At 69.3% G+C, this 16,432-nt stretch carries 15 protein-coding genes and 1 pseudogene; 5 read left to right on the top strand and 11 right to left on the bottom strand.

The features are described from left to right. Positions 1-24: 24 nt before the first annotated feature. From PY257_RS11635 to PY257_RS11620, 4 genes are all read right to left on the bottom strand, one after another. On the bottom strand, positions 25-942 hold the full coding sequence (locus PY257_RS11635; RefSeq protein WP_275741953.1) for an NAD(P)-dependent oxidoreductase: 918 nt from the start codon (positions 940-942) through the stop codon (positions 25-27). Positions 943-976: 34 nt separating this feature from the next. Beyond that, positions 977-2,113, bottom strand: a complete 1,137-nt coding sequence (locus PY257_RS11630) for a PilT/PilU family type 4a pilus ATPase (protein ID WP_275741951.1) — start codon at positions 2,111-2,113, stop codon at positions 977-979. Positions 2,114-2,136: 23 nt separating this feature from the next. Beyond that, on the bottom strand, positions 2,137-2,769 hold the full coding sequence (locus PY257_RS11625) for a cyclic nucleotide-binding domain-containing protein (RefSeq protein ID WP_275741949.1): 633 nt from the start codon (positions 2,767-2,769) through the stop codon (positions 2,137-2,139). A gap of 75 nt (positions 2,770-2,844) precedes the next feature. Next, on the bottom strand, positions 2,845-3,888 hold the full coding sequence (locus PY257_RS11620; protein ID WP_275741946.1) for a type IV pilus twitching motility protein PilT: 1,044 nt from the start codon (positions 3,886-3,888) through the stop codon (positions 2,845-2,847). A gap of 38 nt (positions 3,889-3,926) precedes the next feature. Here PY257_RS11620 and PY257_RS11615 point away from each other — a divergent pair, with 38 nt between their 5' ends. The 3 genes from PY257_RS11615 (at position 3,927) to PY257_RS11605 (ending at position 6,767) form a co-directional block, all read left to right on the top strand. Then, positions 3,927-4,643 carry a YggS family pyridoxal phosphate-dependent enzyme gene (locus PY257_RS11615; protein WP_275741943.1) on the top strand — a complete coding sequence of 239 codons (717 nt, stop codon included), beginning with the start codon at positions 3,927-3,929 and terminating at the stop codon, positions 4,641-4,643. 974 nt (positions 4,644-5,617) lie between these two features. After that, positions 5,618-6,208: a hypothetical protein gene (locus tag PY257_RS11610; protein WP_275741941.1), complete on the top strand. Its 591-nt coding sequence runs from the start codon at positions 5,618-5,620 to the stop codon at positions 6,206-6,208. Positions 6,209-6,320: 112 nt separating this feature from the next. Next, on the top strand, positions 6,321-6,767 hold the full coding sequence (locus PY257_RS11605; protein ID WP_275741939.1) for a DUF883 domain-containing protein: 447 nt from the start codon (positions 6,321-6,323) through the stop codon (positions 6,765-6,767). Positions 6,768-6,966: 199 nt separating this feature from the next. Here PY257_RS11605 and pncA read toward each other — a convergent pair whose 3' ends face one another. From pncA to PY257_RS11570, 7 genes are all read right to left on the bottom strand, one after another. After that, positions 6,967-7,686: a bifunctional nicotinamidase/pyrazinamidase gene (gene pncA, locus PY257_RS11600; protein WP_275741937.1), complete on the bottom strand. Its 720-nt coding sequence runs from the start codon at positions 7,684-7,686 to the stop codon at positions 6,967-6,969. A 40-nt stretch (positions 7,687-7,726) separates the two neighbouring features. Further along, positions 7,727-8,467 (bottom strand): ABC transporter ATP-binding protein, encoded by a 741-nt coding sequence (locus PY257_RS11595; RefSeq protein WP_275741934.1) that lies wholly within the window; start codon positions 8,465-8,467, stop codon positions 7,727-7,729. Then, complete coding sequence (locus tag PY257_RS11590; protein ID WP_275741932.1) at positions 8,464-9,234, bottom strand: ABC transporter ATP-binding protein; 771 nt, start codon at positions 9,232-9,234, stop codon at positions 8,464-8,466. Before PY257_RS11590 ends, PY257_RS11595 begins: the two co-directional genes overlap by 4 nt. Further along, positions 9,231-11,141 (bottom strand): ABC transporter permease, encoded by a 1,911-nt coding sequence (locus PY257_RS11585; RefSeq protein WP_275741931.1) that lies wholly within the window; start codon positions 11,139-11,141, stop codon positions 9,231-9,233. The genes PY257_RS11590 and PY257_RS11585 overlap by 4 nt, the downstream gene beginning before the upstream one ends. A gap of 186 nt (positions 11,142-11,327) precedes the next feature. Beyond that, positions 11,328-12,527 (bottom strand): ABC transporter substrate-binding protein, encoded by a 1,200-nt coding sequence (locus PY257_RS11580; protein ID WP_419095701.1) that lies wholly within the window; start codon positions 12,525-12,527, stop codon positions 11,328-11,330. Between the two features lie 85 nt (positions 12,528-12,612). Then, on the bottom strand, positions 12,613-13,050 hold the full coding sequence (locus PY257_RS11575) for a type III secretion system chaperone (protein ID WP_275741929.1): 438 nt from the start codon (positions 13,048-13,050) through the stop codon (positions 12,613-12,615). A gap of 83 nt (positions 13,051-13,133) precedes the next feature. After that, positions 13,134-13,589, bottom strand: a complete 456-nt coding sequence (locus PY257_RS11570) for an ATP-binding protein (RefSeq protein ID WP_275741927.1) — start codon at positions 13,587-13,589, stop codon at positions 13,134-13,136. Between the two features lie 338 nt (positions 13,590-13,927). Here PY257_RS11570 and PY257_RS11565 point away from each other — a divergent pair, with 338 nt between their 5' ends. Both PY257_RS11565 and PY257_RS11560 read left to right on the top strand, forming a co-directional pair. Continuing rightward, a complete protein-coding gene (locus PY257_RS11565; protein ID WP_275741925.1) occupies positions 13,928-14,656 on the top strand; it encodes a hypothetical protein in 729 nt (242 codons plus the stop codon). Continuing rightward, a pseudogene (locus PY257_RS11560) lies at positions 14,653-16,432 on the top strand (hypothetical protein); the annotation flags it as partial. The gene PY257_RS11565 and the pseudogene PY257_RS11560, both read left to right, overlap by 4 nt.

Below are 16,432 nucleotides of genomic sequence, written 5' to 3'. Positions count from 1 at the left end.
GCGCCATGCGCGCCACAGGCTTTTTTATTCCAAACGCTTGATCAGGCTCGACGTGTCCCAGCGGTGGCCGCCCATCTGCTGCACGTCGGCATAGAACTGGTCCACCAGCGCCGTCATGGGCAGGCGCGCGCCGTTGCGCCTGGCCTCGTCGAGCACCAGGCCCAGGTCCTTGCGCATCCAGTCCACAGCGAAGCCGAAGTCGAACTGGCCTGCGGCCATGGTCTTGCCGCGGTTGTCCATTTGCCAACTCTGCGCCGCGCCCTTGCCGATCACTTCGAGCACGAGGTCGATGTCCAGCCCCGCGCGCTGGCCGAAGGCGATGGCCTCGGCCAGGCCCTGCACCACGCCCGCGATGCAGATCTGGTTGACCATCTTGGTCAACTGGCCCGCGCCGCTTTCGCCCATGCGGGCCACGGCCTTGGCGAACGCCAGCGCCAGCGGGCGCATGGCGTCGAACGCGGTCCGGTCGCCGCCGCACATGACCGTGAGCTGGCCGTTCTGCGCGCCGGCCTGCCCGCCCGAGACGGGAGCGTCGATGAACTGCAGGCCCGCCTGTGCCGCAGTGGCGGACAGCTCGCGCGCCACGTTGGCCGAGTCGGTGGTGTGGTCGATGAAGATGGTGCCCGCCCGCATGCCGGCGAAGGCGCCGTCGGCGCCCAGCGTGACGGAGCGCAGATCGTCGTCGTTGCCCACGCAGCAGAACACGAAGTCGGCGTCCTGCGCCGCCTCGCGCGGCGTGGCGGCGTGGCGCGGCGCCACGGTGGCCTGGAACTCGTCCACCCAGGCCCGGGCCTTGGCGGCGGTGCGGTTGTAGACGGTGACGCGGTGGCCGGCCAGCGCCAGGTGACCGGCCATGGGGTAGCCCATCACGCCCAGGCCGATGAAGGCCACGGCGCGCGAGGGCACGGATTCGTAGGGGCGGGGATGCGTGCTCGAGGTCATGGGAGGGTTCGTGCGAAGGAACCCCGCAACCTTACTACACGATGGCGAAATTCTCCGTGCCCGAGGCCAGGTCGCTGTTCTTCGCGCGCTGGCTGGTCAGCTTGATCTGCAGGCGCAGGTCGTTGAGCGAGTCGGCGTTGCGCAGCGCGTCTTCATAGCTGATGACGTTGGCCTCGAACAGGTCGAACAGCGACTGGTCGAAGGTCTGCATGCCGAGGTTGCGGCTCTTCTTCATGATCTCCTTGATCTCGGCCACCTCGCCCTTGAAGATCAGGTCGGAGATCAGCGGCGTGTTGAGCATGATCTCCACCGCCGCCGTGCGGCCCTTGGAGTCCTGCTTGGGGATCAGGCGCTGCGAGATCATGGCCTTGAGGTTCAGCGACAGGTCCATCAGCAGTTGCGCGCGCCGCTCTTCCGGGAAGAAGTTGATGATGCGGTCCAGCGCCTGGTTGGCGCTGTTGGCGTGCAGCGTGGCCAGGCACAGGTGGCCGGTCTCGGCGAAGGCCACGGCGTGCTCCATGGTCTCGCGGTCGCGGATCTCGCCCATCAGGATCACGTCGGGCGCCTGGCGCAGCGTGTTCTTGAGCGCGGCCTCCCAACTGTCGGTGTCGAGCCCCACCTCGCGCTGCGTCACCACGCAGTTCTTGTGCGGATGCACGAACTCCACCGGGTCTTCCACGGTGATGATGTGGCCAAAGGAGTTCTCGTTGCGCCAGTCGACCATGGCCGCCAGCGTGGTGCTCTTGCCCGAACCTGTGGCGCCCACCAGGATGCACAGTCCGCGCTTGGTCATGGCCACGTCCTTGAGCACCTGTGGCACGCCCAGCCCATCGACCGTCGGCAGCGTCATCGGGATGACCCGCAGCACCATGCCCACCTTGCCCATCTGCACGAAGGCGTTGACGCGGAATCGCCCCACGCCTGCGGGCGAGATGGCGAAGTTGCATTCCTTGGTGCGCTCGAACTCCGCGGCCTGCTTGTCGCTCATGATCGAACGCGCCAGCGCCAGCGTGTGCGTCAACGTCAGCGGCTGAGGCGAAACCTTGGTGATCTTGCCGTCCACCTTGATCGCGGGCGGGAAGTCGGCGGTGATGAACAGGTCGCTGCCGCCGCGGCTGATCATCAGCTTGAGCAGGTCGTTGATGAATTTGCTGGCCTGGTCGCGTTCCATCCGTGTTCCTTTCGCGCGGCTGCTTATTTCTGGATTTCGCTCAGGCGCGCGCTCACCATGCGCAGCCGCAGCGACAGCTTGCGCGCCAGCAGCGCGATCAGGCTGGCGGCGAGCTGAGTATCCTTGGTCATCATGTCATCCATGGCCTCGGCGTTCAGCACCGCGATCTCGCAGTCGTTGAGCGTGGTGCAGGCCGAGAAGCGGATGCCGCTGTCGAGCAGCGACATCTCGCCCAGGATATCGCCGGGCCGGGTCTCGGCCAGCCGCAGATGCTCGCCCCAGGGCTGCACCCGGTCCACGGCGATGGTGCCCGACAGCAGCACGACCATGAAGTTGCCGTACTCGTCCTGGCGGATCACGTCGCGGTTGGCCGGCACGGCGGCGAATTCGAAGTAGCGCTCCAGGCGCCCGAGCGCGTCGGTGTCCAGCAGGGCCATGTACTTGTCCTGGGCCCACAGGTTGTGCAGCAGCTTGCCGGCTCGGCTCGCTGGCAGGCGCCGGGCGCCCACTTCCACGGCGCGCGCCTCCCAGGGCACGAGCATCGATGCATCCACGCCCTGGCCCGCGAAGGCCGTGGTGAACAGCACGGAGTCGTTGCGATCGTCTTCCGCGCGGATGCCGGTGCGCGCGCGCAGAAGTCGAAGAATGCCTTTCATGCGGGGTCTCCATCACGCGGCGCGCCACGCCGGACAATGCGGTAGGGAAAAGAGGGCTGCCAGCGCATCGCGGGGTCAGCCGGGGAAGTTTTCGGGGATCTTCGCCTTGCCGCGCGCTTCGGCGGGGCTGATGACGTTGCGGCGCACCAGGTCGGTCAGGTTCTGGTCCAGCGTCTGCATGCCCACGCTGTTGCTGGTCTGGATGGTGGAGTACATCTGCGCCACCTTGGCCTCGCGGATCAGGTTGCGGATGGCGCTGGTGCCCAGCATGATCTCGTGCGCCGCGATGCGGCCCGAGCCGTCCTTGGTCTTGCACAGCGTCTGCGAGATCACGGCCTGCAGCGATTCGGACAGCATGGCGCGCACCATTTCCTTTTCTTCGGCGGGGAACACGTCGATGATCCGGTCGATGGTCTTGGCGGCACTCGACGTGTGCAGCGTGCCGAACACCAGGTGGCCGGTTTCGGCGGCCGTCATGGCCAGGCGGATGGTCTCCAGGTCGCGCATTTCGCCCACGAGGATGGCGTCCGGGTCTTCGCGCAGGGCGCTCTTGAGCGCAGCGGCAAAGCTCAGCGTGTGCGGCCCCACCTCGCGCTGGTTGATCAGGCACTTCTTGGAGTCGTGGACGAATTCGATCGGGTCTTCCACCGTAAGAATGTGGCCGTACTCGGTTTCGTTCAGGTAATTCACCATGGCCGCCAGTGTGGTCGACTTGCCCGAGCCCGTGGGGCCGGTCACCAGCACCAGGCCGCGCGGCTTCAGGGCCAGGTCGCCGAAGATCTTGGGCGCGTTGAGCTGCTCCAGCGTCAGGATCTTGCTTGGGATGGTGCGGAACACCGCGCCCGCGCCGCGGTTCTGGTTGAAGGCGTTGACCCGAAAGCGCGCCAGGCCCTCGATCTCGAACGAGAAGTCGATCTCCAGGAACTCCTCGTAGGTCTTGCGCTGCGCGTCGTTCATGATGTCGTACACCATGCCGTGGACCGTCTTGTGGTCCAGCGCGTCCACATTGATGCGCCGCACGTCGCCGTGCACGCGAATCATCGGCGGCAGGCCGGACGACAGGTGCAGGTCCGATGCCTTGTTCTTGACGCTGAACGCGAGCAGTTGCGTGATGTCCACTATTTCCCCAGCAGTGTTTTGATACGCTTGCGGGCATTATGACGACGATTGCCGGCAACCTCCAGCAAGTTCGCGCGCGCATCGCCCAGGCCTGCGCGGCAGCGGGCCGCGACCCCGCGGACGTGGCGCTGCTCGCGGTCACCAAGGCCGTGGCGCCCGACGCCGTGCGCGAGGCCGCCGCCTGCGGCCAGCGCGCGTTCGGCGAGAACTACATCCAGGAAGGCGTGGAGAAGATCGCCCTGCTCGCCGCCGACGGCGCGGCCCCGCTGCAATGGCACTGCATCGGCCCCATCCAGAGCAACAAGACGCGCCTGGTGGCCCAGCATTTCGACTGGGCCCACACGGTGGACCGGCTGAAGGTGGCGGAGCGCCTGAGCGAGCAGCGGCCCGTGCACCTGCCGCCGCTCGCCGTCTGCATCCAGGTCAACATCGATGGCGGGGCCGCCAAGTCCGGCGTGGCGCCGCAGGACGCGCCGGCCCTGGCGCGCGCCGTGGCGCTGCTGCCGGGCCTGCGCCTGCGCGGCCTCATGACCATTCCCGAGCCCGCGCCGGACTTCGACGCGCAGCTCGCGGTGCACCAGCGCGCGCGCATATTGTTCGACGACCTGCGCGTCGAACTCGGCCTGCCGCATTTCGACACCCTCTCCATGGGCATGAGCGCCGACCTGGAGGCCGCCATCCACGCCGGCAGCACCATGGTGCGGGTGGGCACGGCGGTCTTCGGGCGGCGGGGCGGGGTGGATACTGGTGGGTAGTATGCGGTCAAAGTCGGCATAAAGACTGCGGCGCAGGCATGCAAGTGAGGGAGTATGCCGGTGGCGGGCGCCAGGCCGCGCAAATTCACACTTTCGGGGGACGGCCTGGGCGGGGCGCGTTCGATAAACCTGGAAACGGCAGTTGGATGCGCCTGCCGGTGCCGTGATCGGCGTGCCAGGCAAGACCGGGCGACGCGGCGGGCTTGGTGCCCGCAAGGAGGAGCAACGCCGCATGGCGCGCCGAGCGCGGTGCTGGCAGGTGCATGGCGCGCTCACCCACGAGGTGAGCCCCATCGGAGCCGGCAACGCTCGATTTCATGCGGCCTGGCAAGGGATACGAAGCGGTCAACTGCCGTTTCCAGGAAAAACGACTGCACACTATTTTTGGCGGACGTACTCGGGGTCGCGTTGCAGTGGCTGCCCCAACTCTTCCAGGCGCCAAGCACGCTGGCGCAACAGGTCGAGGACGCAACAGCGAGGACTGCCGGACTGCGTCAGACGGACTGCGACGCCCCAGAGCACCCACGCGGGCTCAAAGATATTGGCCCCTTGTTTGTGCATGGTGGCGCAATAGGAGCGGATGATGCAGTAGTCCTGCGCACCTTGCGGTGTTCGAAAGCAACCCGGTCGGTGCGACGTTTCCTGCCGGGCTAGTGCAGTGTTCGATGCTTGGCGGCACCAATAAAAGCGATGCGTTTTGGCGCAGGGCAAGGCGCAAACCACAGCGATAGCCGTGGCTATCGCGAGGATTTGCAACGCCGCCATGCGTCAAAAGGCGCGGTTTTTTGTGCTGCTCAGCGTTGAACACTGCACGCGCAGCTACAGCATGAAGGCCCCAAGGCCATTGCGCGGCATGTCGTCGGCTTGATGTGCAACGGTCTTGGCATCAACAACGAGGAAAATCACAACAACGCCCGGCCCAGGGCAAAACGTGCGGAGCAGACGTCCCTGCTCCAGGACTGCAAGGAGAAGAAATGATGAAACTGAAAACATGGATGATCCTGTCGGCATTGGTGGTGGGCGCAAGTGCGCAGGCTGCGCAAGAACCTGCGGCAAAGCCGGGCGAGACGGCCGAGGTGTCCATGCTGCAGAAAGCGCAGGAAGCGGCGAAGAAAGCGGCCGACGAAGCCAGGGAAGCGACGCAGAAGGCCGCAGAGGCCGCCAAGCAGGCAGCAGAGAAGGCTGAACAAGCCGTCAGTGAAGCCACGCAGAAAGCCGCCGAAACAGCCCATCAGGCCGCGCGAGATGCTGATGAAGCTGCCAAATTGGCAGTCCGCAAGACGGCACAAGCCACCCGCAAGGCGACCACAGCGACCAAGCAGGCCGCACAGCAGGCCGAGGAAGCCGCCAAGAAGGCCGCCGTAGCGACCAAGGAAGCCGCACAGAAGGCCGGCGAAGCGGCGAAAAAGGCGGCCAGATCGGGCAAAGAGGCTGCGCAAAAAGCGGCCGAAGCCACCAGAGACGCCGCACAGAAAGCCATGCAAGCCACCCGGGACGCTGCCGATAAGGCGCTTGAGGCAACCAAGGAAACGGTCAAGGATGTCAAAGATGCCGTGACGAAATAAGCCTGGCGGGCGGACTGTTTCGAGCGGGCCAGGTGCAGCGCATGCTCACCAACCTGAAAAAGTGGTACACCGATATTTTTCTTGATCACAAAATCACTGATGGAGATTTCCCATGTCTGAATCCAACAAATCCGGCTCCATAACCAAAGACAAACTGATCGCCGACATGAAGCAGATCGTTGCCGATGCCGATGCGCTTTTGCAGGCCACCGCCGATCAAGCCGGCAAGAAGATCGCCGACTTGCGCACCCGCCTTCAGGACAACCTGAAGACGGCCCCAAGCCGGCTTGCCGAGTTCGCGGCCACGGACATCGACAAAACCAGGCAAGACATCCGGGACGCGCTGCAAAAAGCGTCGGACGCGGCTCAGCATGCAGCGGAAGCCGCTGCGGAAGCGGCGCAGAAGGCCGATGAATCGGTCAAAAATGCGGCCGAGTCCGGCAAGGAAGCGGCCCAGCATGCAGCAGAAGTCGCCAGGGATGCAGCCCAGAAAGCAGTCGCCGCCACCAGGGAAGCTGCCGACAAAGCACTGGATGCGCTGCAGAACTGGATGCGTTGACGGAAATGGCCGGCATGGCCAAAGATCCCATCGGCAAGTCGTTCTTGCCCAAGTACAAGTACACCCGCCCACATGAGTGGGCGGGGGGCGGGTGGACGGCATGCGCGCTGGGATGGGACGCAGCGATCCAGGAAGCCATGCCGCATGTCGGCCCGCGCATAGTCCATGCGGTCGGGCCGTTCGATGCTTGGCGAAATGGTCAGGTCGGGATGATGAGGTCGGCGGACTGTATGCGCTTCACGCCCGCGGCCTTCAATTTCTTCCAGGCCGCGGCCAGCGAACCGTCGAGGTCGATGGCGCGCGTGGCGTCCTCGACCACATAGACGTTGAAGCCGAGCTTGCGCGCGTCGAGCGCCGTCCAGGCGACGCAGAAGTCGGTGGCCAGGCCCGTGACGTAGACCGTGCGGATGCCGCGCTCCTTCAGGTAGCCGGCCAGGCCCGTGCGGGTCTTGCGGTCGGCTTCCTCGAACGCCGAATAGCTGTCCACGCTTTTGTGGAAACCCTTGCGCACGATGACCTGGGCCGTGGGCAGGGCCAGGTCCTTGTGCAGCGCCGCGTCTTCCGTGCCCTGCACGCAGTGGTCGGGCCAGAGCACCTGGGTGCCGTAGGAGAGCTTGGCGGTCTCGAAGGGCTTCTTGCTCGCATGGCTGCTGGCGAACGAGGCGTGGCCCGCCGTGTGCCAGTCCTGCGTGACGACGATGTTGGCGAAGGCCGGGGCGATCTTGTTGATGATGGGCACGATCTCGGCGCCCCCCTTCACCGGCAAGGTACCGCCCTCGACGAAGCAGTTCTGCACATCGACGACGATGAGCGCCGCGCGGGTACTGGGCCGAATGGGCTTGGCCAGGGCCGCAGGGCCGGCGCTGGCAAGCGCGGTCAGGGCGGCGGACTGGAGAAGGCTGCGGCGCGAGATGGTCATGAAAAAACTCCATCGTAGTGGGGTTGAAAAACGGTTTTTCTCATACGCTCAGGTAGGCGCGGCGGACCGCCTCGTCGGCGGCCAGTTCCTGCATCGTCGCATGGTGGCGGATCTGGCCCTTTTCGAGCACATAGGCCCGGTCGGACACCAGTTCGGCGAACCGTATGTTCTGCTCCGACAGCAGGAGGCTGACTCCCTGGGACTTTAATTCAAGAATCATGCCAGTCATCTGCTCCACGATGACCGGCGCCACGCCTTCGGAGGGCTCGTCGAGCAAGACGAGATAGGGGTTGCCCATGAGTGTGCGTGCCACGGTGAGCATCTGCTGCTCGCCGCCGCTCATGCGGGCGCCGGGGCGGTCCGGCATTTCGCCGAGGTTGGGGAACAGCGCGAAGAGCCGCTCGGGCGTCCACGCGGGCACCGGCGTGCCGTCGTCCCAGCGGCGCGGCGGCTGGCGGCCCACCTCCAGGTTCTCGGCCACGCTCAGGTCGGTGAAGACGCGCCGATCCTCGGGCACGAAGCCCAGGCCCAGGCGCGCGGCCTGGTACGGCGCGCCCCGCGAAACGTCCCGCCCGCGAAAGACGATGCGCCCGTGCCGGCGCGGCACCAGGCCCATGACGGCCTTGAGCGTGGTCGACTTGCCCGCGCCGTTGCGGCCCATCAGGGCCACCACCTCGCCGCGCCGCACGTGCAGGTCCACACCGTGCAGGATCTGCGCCGCGCCGTACCAGGCGTCCAGGCCCTGCACCTCCAGCAGCGGCGCGGACTCGTCGGTCGTCATGCCGGCTCCTTGCGCTCGAACGTCCTGCCGCTGCCGAAGTACACGGCCTGCACGCGCGGGTCGTCGCGCACGGCCTGCGGCGGGCCTTCGGCGATCAACTGGCCGCGCGCCAGCACGATGATGCGGTCGGCATGGGCGAACACCACGTCCATGCTGTGCTCGGTGAACAGTACGGCCATGCCGCGCTCGACCACCAGGCGCCGCGTGAGCGCCATGAGGCCGCCGCGCTCCTGCGGCGCCATGCCCGCCGTGGGCTCGTCCATCAGCAGCAGCCGGGGCGCGTGGGCCATGGCGACGGCCAGCTCCACGCGCTTCACGTCGCCGTAGGCCAGCGCGCCGCAGGGCCGGTCGGCCTGGGCGCGCATGCCCACCTGATCGAGCAGATCGAGCGCCTGCCCGCGCTGGAAGTCCGCCGCGCGCCGCCACATCGAAAACACCCGCCCGGCATGCGACAGCAGGGCCATCTGCACATTCTGCGCCACGGTGAGCGAGGCGAAAGTCTCGGCGATCTGGAAGGTGCGGCCCACGCCCAGGCGCCAGATGTCGCGCGGCCTGCGGCCCACCAGTTCCACGCCGCCGAGCCGCACGGAGCCGCTATCGGCCCGCAACTGGCCGCCCACCATGTCGAAGGTGGTGGACTTGCCCGCGCCGTTGGGGCCGATCAGCGCCAGCATCTCGCCCGCGTGCAGCGCAAAGCCCACGCCGTCCACGGCGCGCACGCCGCCGAAGGACTTGCACAGGCCGCGCACTTCGAGCAGCGCGGTCACCGCCCGCCCTCCGCCGCGCCGTCTTCCTGGCCGCGCAGGAGACGCCCGCCCGCCTGCCGCGCAAAGCCCGCCAGCCCCTGTGGGAACAGCAGCACCAGCAGCAAGATGATGCCGCCCAGCACCGCGCGCCAGTAGTCGGTGTTGCGCGCCACCGCGTCGTGCAGCCAGGTGAAGGCCACGGCGCCCACCACCGGGCCGGCCAGGGTCTGGATGCCGCCCAGCAGCACCATCACCAGCCCGTCGACCGAGCGCGTGATCGACAGCACGTCCGGCGAGATGCTGCCCTTGGAGAACGCATACAGCGCCCCCGCCAGGCCCGCCGCCGCGCCAGCCACCACGAAGGCCGCCCACTGCACGCGCCGCACGTCGATGCCGATGGCCTCGGCCCGCAGCGCCGAGTCGCGCCCCGCGCGCAGCGCGTAGCCGAAGGGCGCATGCAGCACGCGGCGCAGCAGCAGGATGGCCGCCGCCGCCAGCGCCAGCGTGAGCCCGTAGTAGGCGCCGCCCTGCGCCAGCCATGGCGCGGGCCACACGCCGGTCAGGCCGTTGCTGCCGCCGGTGACGCCGTCCCACTGGTAGGCCACGGCCCAGGCAATCTGCGCGAAGGCCAGCGTGAGCATGGCCAGGTACACGCCCGACAGCCGTACCGCGAACCAGCCGAACAGCGCCGCGCCCAGGGCCGCCACGGCGGGCGCGCACAGCAGCGCCAGCTCCATGGGCCAGCCGGCGGCGCGCGCCAGCAGCGCCGCGCCGTAGGCGCCGAGCCCGAAATACGCCGCGTGGCCGAACGAATGCATGCCCCCCGGCCCCATGATGAAGTGCAGGCTGGCCGCGAACAGCGCGGCGGTCAGCAGGTCGGTGGCCAGCACCGTGGCGTAGGGCGCGCCCGCCGCCAGCCAGGGCAGCGCCGCGAGCGCGAGCAGCAGCGCGGCCACCGCCGCCACGAAGGCCGCGCGAGGCCGGCGCAATGGCTGCTCGGCCCCGCCGGGCGCGCGGCTGGCGGCCTGCGGGCGCCCCAGCAGTCCCCAGGGCCGCGCGATGAGCACCGCGGCCATGACGAGGAATTCCGCCACCAGCGTGAGCTTGGAGAACGACAGGCTCACGCCCGCCACCTCCACCACGCCGAGCCAGATGCAGACCGCCTTGACTTCGGCGATCAGCAGCGCCGCCACGTAGGCGCCCGGCACCGAGCCCATGCCGCCCACCACCACCACCACGAAGGCCGAGCCGATGGTGGCCAGGTCCATCTCCAGGCTGGCCGGCTCGCGCGGCAGTTGCAGCGCGCCGCCCAGGCCCGCCAGCGCGGCGCCCAGCGCGAACACCGCCGTGAACAGCCAGGCCTGGTTGACGCCCAGGGCGCCGACCATCTCGCGGTCCTGCGTGGCCGCGCGCACCAGCGTGCCCCAGCGCGTGCGCGTGAGCAGCAGCCACACCGCGCCCAGCACCACGGGCCCGACGACGATGAGGAACAGGTCGTAGGACGGGAACGGCCGCCCCAGGATCGTGACGGAGCCGCGCAGCCCCGGCGCGCGCGGGCCCAGCAGCTCCTCCGGCCCCCAGAGCCAGAGCGCGGCGTCCTTGACCACCAGCACCAGCGCGAAGGTGGCGAGCAACTGGAACAGCTCGGGCGCCTTGTAGACGCGGCGCAGCAGCAGCACCTCGACCAGCGCGCCGAGCGCGCCCACCACCACGGCGGCCAGCGGCAGCGCGGCCCAGAAGCCCATCGGGCCCAGCCAGCCCGCGAGGCTGTAGGCCGCATAGATGCCCAGCATGTAGAACGAGCCGTGGGCGAAGTTGACGATGCGCGTGACGCCGAAGATCAGCGACAGCCCCGCCGCCACCATGAACAGCGACGACGCGCCAGCCAGGCCGTTGAGCAGTTGGACGATGAAGCCCGTGAAGCTCATCGCCGGCGGGTTGCTTTGTGCTTACGCAAAAAAGGATGCCCTCCTACTGCGGACGCGGAGCGCGGCGGTCGATGGAGCATGTTTTGCGCAAGCACTATGTTTTTGATAGCTGCCACCGCAGGCGATGAAAGCGCTGGAGCCACTTTTTACATATGAGCCGCATGCCCCGCGCAGCGCCGTGGTGGATCAGTCCGCCGCGCGCAGCTTCTTCACTTCCTCGTCGGAGGGCTGGTACTTGGCGCCGCTCTGGTAGCTGAAGTCCACCATCACGCCCTTGCCGCCCTCGTTCTTCGTCTTGCCGACGAAGGCGCCCATGGTGGACTGGTTGTCCTGCGCACGGTAGGCAATCAGACCGAAGGGCGTGACAACCTCCAGTCCCTTGAAGGCCGCGACGAGCTTTTCGGTGTCGGTGCCGCCGGCCTTCTTCACGCCCGCGGCGATCGACTTGATGGCGCTGTAGCCCACCACCGATCCCAGGCGCGGGTAGTCCTGGTACTTGGCGTGGTAGGCCAGGAAGAACGCCTTGTGCTCGGGCGTCTGGATGGCGTACCAGGGGTAGCCGGTGACGATCCAGCCGTTGGGCGTCTCGTCCTTGAGCGCGTCCAGATACTCGGGCTCGCCGCTCAGCACGCTCACCACCTCACGGCCTTGGAACAGGCCGCGCGTGTTGCCCTCGCGCACGAACTTGGTCAGGTCGGCGGCGAACAGCACGTTGAAGATGGCGTCGGGCTTGGCGTCGGCCAGGGCCTGTACCACGCTGCCCGCGTCGAGCTTGCCCAGCGGCGGCGCCTGCTCGGCGACGAACTCCACGTCGGGCTGCGCGGCCTTGAGCAACTGCTTGAAGGTGGCGACCGACGACTGCCCGTATTCATAGTTGGGGTAGACCAGCGCCCAGCGCTTCTTCTTCAGCTTGGCGGCCTCGGGCACCAGCATCGCCACCTGCATGTAGGTGGAAGGGCGCAGGCGGTAGGTGTAGCGGTTGCCGTTGCTCCAGACGATCTTGTCGGTCAGCGGCTCGGCGGCCAGGTAGAAGAACTTTTTCTGCCGGGCGAAGTCGGCCAGCGCCAGGCCGGTGTTCGAGAGGAAGGAGCCGGCCAGCACGTCGACCTTCTCGCGCGCTACCAGCTCTTCGGCCAGGCGCACGGCGTCGCCGGGGTTGGCGTTGTCGTCGCGGGTCAGCAGCTCCAGCTTCCGGCCGTTCACGCCGCCGGCGGCGTTCACCTCTTCCACCGCGAGGTCCATGCCCTTCTTGTAGGGCTCCAGGAACGCGGGCTGCGCCTTGTAGCTGTTGATCTCGCCGATTCTGATCACGCCCTGCGCCAGCGCGGCACCGGACAGGGCCAGGCCCGCGGCCATGGCAACGCCGAAATGCAGCTTCGTCTTCATGGGAACTCCAGGAGAAAAGTGGGAAAAAGGAAAGGCCGCCATGATGCCGCATGCGCGCGGCCCGGCGGTATACAGCGCGGACGCGTCAGATGCGCTGCGCCCACTCGGCCATGCGCTGGGGCATCGCGGGGGCGGCCTGCGCCAGCCGCCGCTCCCAGCGCTCCACGTGGTCGAGCAGCACCTCGATGGCGTTCAGCATGGCCGCCGCCGTGGCGTCGGGCAGCGCCAGCGGCAGGTGCAACACCGCGTGGCCCTGCGCATCGGTGCCGCACCAGCCGCCGCCGAAGCCTGCGCCCATGTGGTTGCCCTGCATCAGCACCTGCAGGCCATCGGCATCGACGCGCTGGCCGCGCAGCGCGCAGGCCACGAGCCAGCGGCCCTGCGCGGGGGCGCAGCGCAGCTCCACCACGCGGTCGCCGTCGAACAGCAGGCGGCAGCAGCCCTGCGCATCGGGCCGCAGCGCGGGAATGCCGATGGCCTCGCCCAACGCGGCAATCAGGGGAGACGCAGGGTTTTCCGACATGTCACAAATGCTGGGAGTGGGCCAAGGCTGGAGTCCGGGCGCGGCGACGCTGGTCAATGACGATGATACGACGGTACACTTTGCTACACGCCATCGGCCTCGCCCTGCGCTTGCCGCGCGGGCCATGTCCGCGACAGCGTGACTTCATTGACATCACCGTCCCGGCGGTAAACGAACCGGTCCGCCAGCTTACGCACGAAATGCACGCCCAGCCCGCCCACGCCACGGTCCTCCAGCGACGCCTCGACATCGGGCGCCGCCAATGCCGTCGGATCGAAGGCCACGCCCCGATCGCGCAGCACGGCCTGCAGGGAAAGCGGCGCATCGAAGCGCACGCGCACCTCCACCGGGCCGCCATTGCCGGCATAGCCGTGCATCGCCACGTTGGTCAGCAGTTCGTCGAGCATGAGGCCAAAGGAGGACGCCAGCGGCAGCGGCACGCCATGCCCGTCGGCCCATTCCTCGAGACGCTCGAAGAACGCGGGAAGCTCCGCAACGGTACCGTGCAGGGCGCACTGCAGTTCAGCCGGTTGGTTCATGGGCAGCATGGACGCGGGAAAGCCGTGGATGGCGGTGCGCACCGCCGCTCCCGCGTCGGCCTGTGCGCGCTCCGGCGCATTGTGGCATGAGCGCAGCGCCTGGCAGCCCCCGACACGCGAGCGCCCCCCCGGGGGGCAGCGAACCACACGCAGTGGGGAGCGTGGGGGCACCGAGCGCAGCGCCTGGCAGCCCCCGACACGCGAGCGCTCCCCCGGGGGGCAGCGAACCACACGCAGTGGGGAGCGTGGGGGCACCGAGCGCAGCGCCGGGCCGCCCCCAGCAAGCGAGCGCCCCCCCGGGGGGCAGCGAACCACACGCAGTGGGGAGCGTGGGGGCATTGTGGGAAATCGCAGGCCTGTGGCTGCTGGTCGTGCTCGCGGGCATCGTGCTCATCGCCTGCCTGCTGCTCGACATCCGCACCCAGGAGGAAGAAGCCATCCAGCGCGCCCGGCTCTCGCTCACGCTCGCGGAGCTGCAGGAGTCCATCGAGGGCGACCTGGCCCTGGGCTTCGACCTGCCCGACAACCGCGGCATTCCGCCGCAACTCGACAAGGCGCTCGCAGGCGACGCGCAGCTCCACGCCATCGACGTAGTGGACCGCGCGGGCATCGCCCTGTTCAGCACCGACCGCGGTGCCGTGGGCGAGGCCCTGCAGCCGCGCGTGGCCCAGGCCGCCGCGGCCGGCACGCGGCAGGACCGCATCTGGAGCGCGCCCCTGGGCACCGAGGCGGTCATGGGCCTGCCGCTGCACGGCCCGTTCGGCGAGGTGGTGGGCCACATCAGCGCCACCTACGCGGCGCTGCCGGGCCGCACGCAGGCGCAGAGGGCCGCCGGACACCTGCGGCCATGGCTGGACAGCCCCATCCTGACGGCCGCCGCTGGCATGCTGTTGTTCGCGGTGCTCGCCGGCTGGCTCGCGGCGCTGTGGGCGCTGCGCCCGCAGGCGCGCCTGCTCGCCGTCGCGCGCCAGGGCCGGCCGGGACGGGCCCTGGCGCGGGCGGCGGCGGTGCGCCAGCGCATGGACGACTGTCTCGTGCGGCTCGATGAAAGCGAGCGCGCCGAATGAAGCACCGCCGCGACGAAGTCCATGCCAGCGCCGCCGCGCGCCTGGGCGCCGCCGCGCTGCTGCTGCTACTGCTGGCCGCGTGCGTGCTGGCGGCACAGACTTACGAGCAACTGCGCGGCATGCAGCAGGACGGCGAGCGCACGCGCGCCCAGCTCATGGCGCAATCCATCGGCGCGCGCATCGCCCACGCCGTCGAGATCGGCATCCCGCTGCAGTCGCTGGTGGGCGTGGACGCGCTTTTCAACCAGCGCCTCGGCGCCCATGCCGACGTGCAGTCCATCGCGCTGCTGCTGCCGCGCGGCGAGATGCTGTGGACCGCCGCGCGCGACACTGCCCCCGGCACCATGGCCGAGGCGCCGGTCACGGTGCGCGGCCAGGCCATCGCGACGGTGCGCCTGGCGCTGCGCGAAACCGGCGCCGGCGCATTCGCGCGCACGGCTGCGGCGCTACTGCTGCCCGCCGTGCTGCTGCTTGCGGTGCTGGCCTTCCTGGCCGCGCGCTTTTCGCAGGCGCACGGCCCGCTGCTGCGCAACCATGCCACGCGCCTGGCCGCGCGCGACATTGCGCATGGCCACTACGACCGCACGGTCGTGCTGCCGTACCGGCGCGGCTTCGACCTGCGCGTGCAGCAGCTCGGCCACGCCGTGCGCGGCGTCCACGAAACCCTGGTCCGCGTGCGCCGGCTCATCGCCTCGCTGCGGCAGACGGAGCCCCAGCATCTGCGCCGCGAACACCTGGACCGCCTGCTGGCCGAGGCCGAGGGGCCGGACCGCTTCGCCGAGCATGGGCTGCGCCAGGTGCGCGTGGTCGCCACCGAGGCCCAGTCGTTCTGGGCCGCGCTGCTGGTCACGTTGAGCGCCAGCGCGCTGCTGGGCCTGGCCTTGCGCGCGGCGCAGGCGCAGGGCGCCGCCGTGCTGCCTGGCGCGGCGGCCCTCAGCCTGTTCTTCGCTGCGGCTGCGGCGGGCTGGACGGTCGCGCGCTGGCGCCACTGGCCTGCCCTGAGCGTGCTGCTGCCGGCCTGTGCGGCCCTGGGCGCGCAAGCGCTGGCCTATGCCGTCGGGTTGCCAGCGCTTGTCGGCGAGCTGGGCGCGGTGTACGGCACGGCGGCCTGGAACGGCGTTTTCGCCGGGGCCGCGCTCGCGGCCTGCAGCGCCGTGGAGCGCGTGCCTTTCAGCAAGGACGGTTTCGAGCACGCCCGCCCGCGCTGGCCTGCCGCAGCTGCAGGTGCCTGGATGTGCGGCACGGTATGGCTGGGCCCGGCGCTCGGCACGCTGGCGTTCGCGGCGCTGGGCGCGGGCTACGGCGTGCTCGCGCTCGTGTTGCCGGCGGCCTGCGCGGTCTTCTTCCTGTTGCGCTGGAACGAACCGCGCAGCCCCTGGCGCAGCCGCATCGTGTTTCCCGCGCCCGAGGGCAACGCCTCCGGGGTCGCCGCCGAGGCCGGCCGCGCACTGGCCGGCGGCCTGCTGGCCGGGCAGGCCGCCATGGCAGCGCTGGCAGGCCCCGCCGCCGTACCCGCCACCGTGCTGGCCTGCGCGCTGGGGCTGGGGCTCATCGCAGGCGTGCTGGCGCGCCGGCGCCTGGCCCCGGCCGCGCCCGCGGCGGTGGCCGCGGCCTTGCAGGCCATGGCGCTGGCCGTCGCGTGGTGGCTGCCGTCCATGGTGCCGGCGCTGGCCGTGACCCAGGGCGCGGCGGCGCTGGCCACGGCCCATGCCCTGGGCGGCGCGCTGCTGCCGGGGCGTCGGCGGCAGCAGCCCATGGGCGCCGCGGCGCTGGGCC

It is taken from the genome of Curvibacter soli (assembly GCF_029211125.1).
GTDB classification, from domain to species: domain Bacteria; phylum Pseudomonadota; class Gammaproteobacteria; order Burkholderiales; family Burkholderiaceae_C; genus Curvibacter_A; species Curvibacter_A soli.
This window is presented reverse-complemented; position numbering and strand designations above follow the sequence as displayed.

What these genes read in the sequence shown, in the direction of transcription:
- PY257_RS11585 (WP_275741931.1), bottom strand. Translation starts at nt 11,141, where the DNA reads ATGAGCTTCACGGGCTTCATCGTCCAACTGCTCAACGGCCTGGCTGGC.
- PY257_RS11605 (WP_275741939.1), top strand. Translation starts at nt 6,321, where the DNA reads ATGTCTGAATCCAACAAATCCGGCTCCATAACCAAAGACAAACTGATC.
- PY257_RS11570 (WP_275741927.1), bottom strand. Translation starts at nt 13,589, where the DNA reads ATGAACCAACCGGCTGAACTGCAGTGCGCCCTGCACGGTACCGTTGCG.
- PY257_RS11575 (WP_275741929.1), bottom strand. Translation starts at nt 13,050, where the DNA reads ATGTCGGAAAACCCTGCGTCTCCCCTGATTGCCGCGTTGGGCGAGGCC.
- PY257_RS11625 (WP_275741949.1), bottom strand. Translation starts at nt 2,769, where the DNA reads ATGAAAGGCATTCTTCGACTTCTGCGCGCGCGCACCGGCATCCGCGCG.
- PY257_RS11615 (WP_275741943.1), top strand. Translation starts at nt 3,927, where the DNA reads ATGACGACGATTGCCGGCAACCTCCAGCAAGTTCGCGCGCGCATCGCC.
- PY257_RS11580 (WP_419095701.1), bottom strand. Translation starts at nt 12,527, where the DNA reads ATGAAGACGAAGCTGCATTTCGGCGTTGCCATGGCCGCGGGCCTGGCC.
- pncA (WP_275741937.1), bottom strand. Translation starts at nt 7,686, where the DNA reads ATGACCATCTCGCGCCGCAGCCTTCTCCAGTCCGCCGCCCTGACCGCG.
- PY257_RS11610 (WP_275741941.1), top strand. Translation starts at nt 5,618, where the DNA reads ATGATGAAACTGAAAACATGGATGATCCTGTCGGCATTGGTGGTGGGC.
- PY257_RS11630 (WP_275741951.1), bottom strand. Translation starts at nt 2,113, where the DNA reads ATGGAACGCGACCAGGCCAGCAAATTCATCAACGACCTGCTCAAGCTG.
- PY257_RS11595 (WP_275741934.1), bottom strand. Translation starts at nt 8,467, where the DNA reads ATGACGACCGACGAGTCCGCGCCGCTGCTGGAGGTGCAGGGCCTGGAC.
- PY257_RS11635 (WP_275741953.1), bottom strand. Translation starts at nt 942, where the DNA reads ATGACCTCGAGCACGCATCCCCGCCCCTACGAATCCGTGCCCTCGCGC.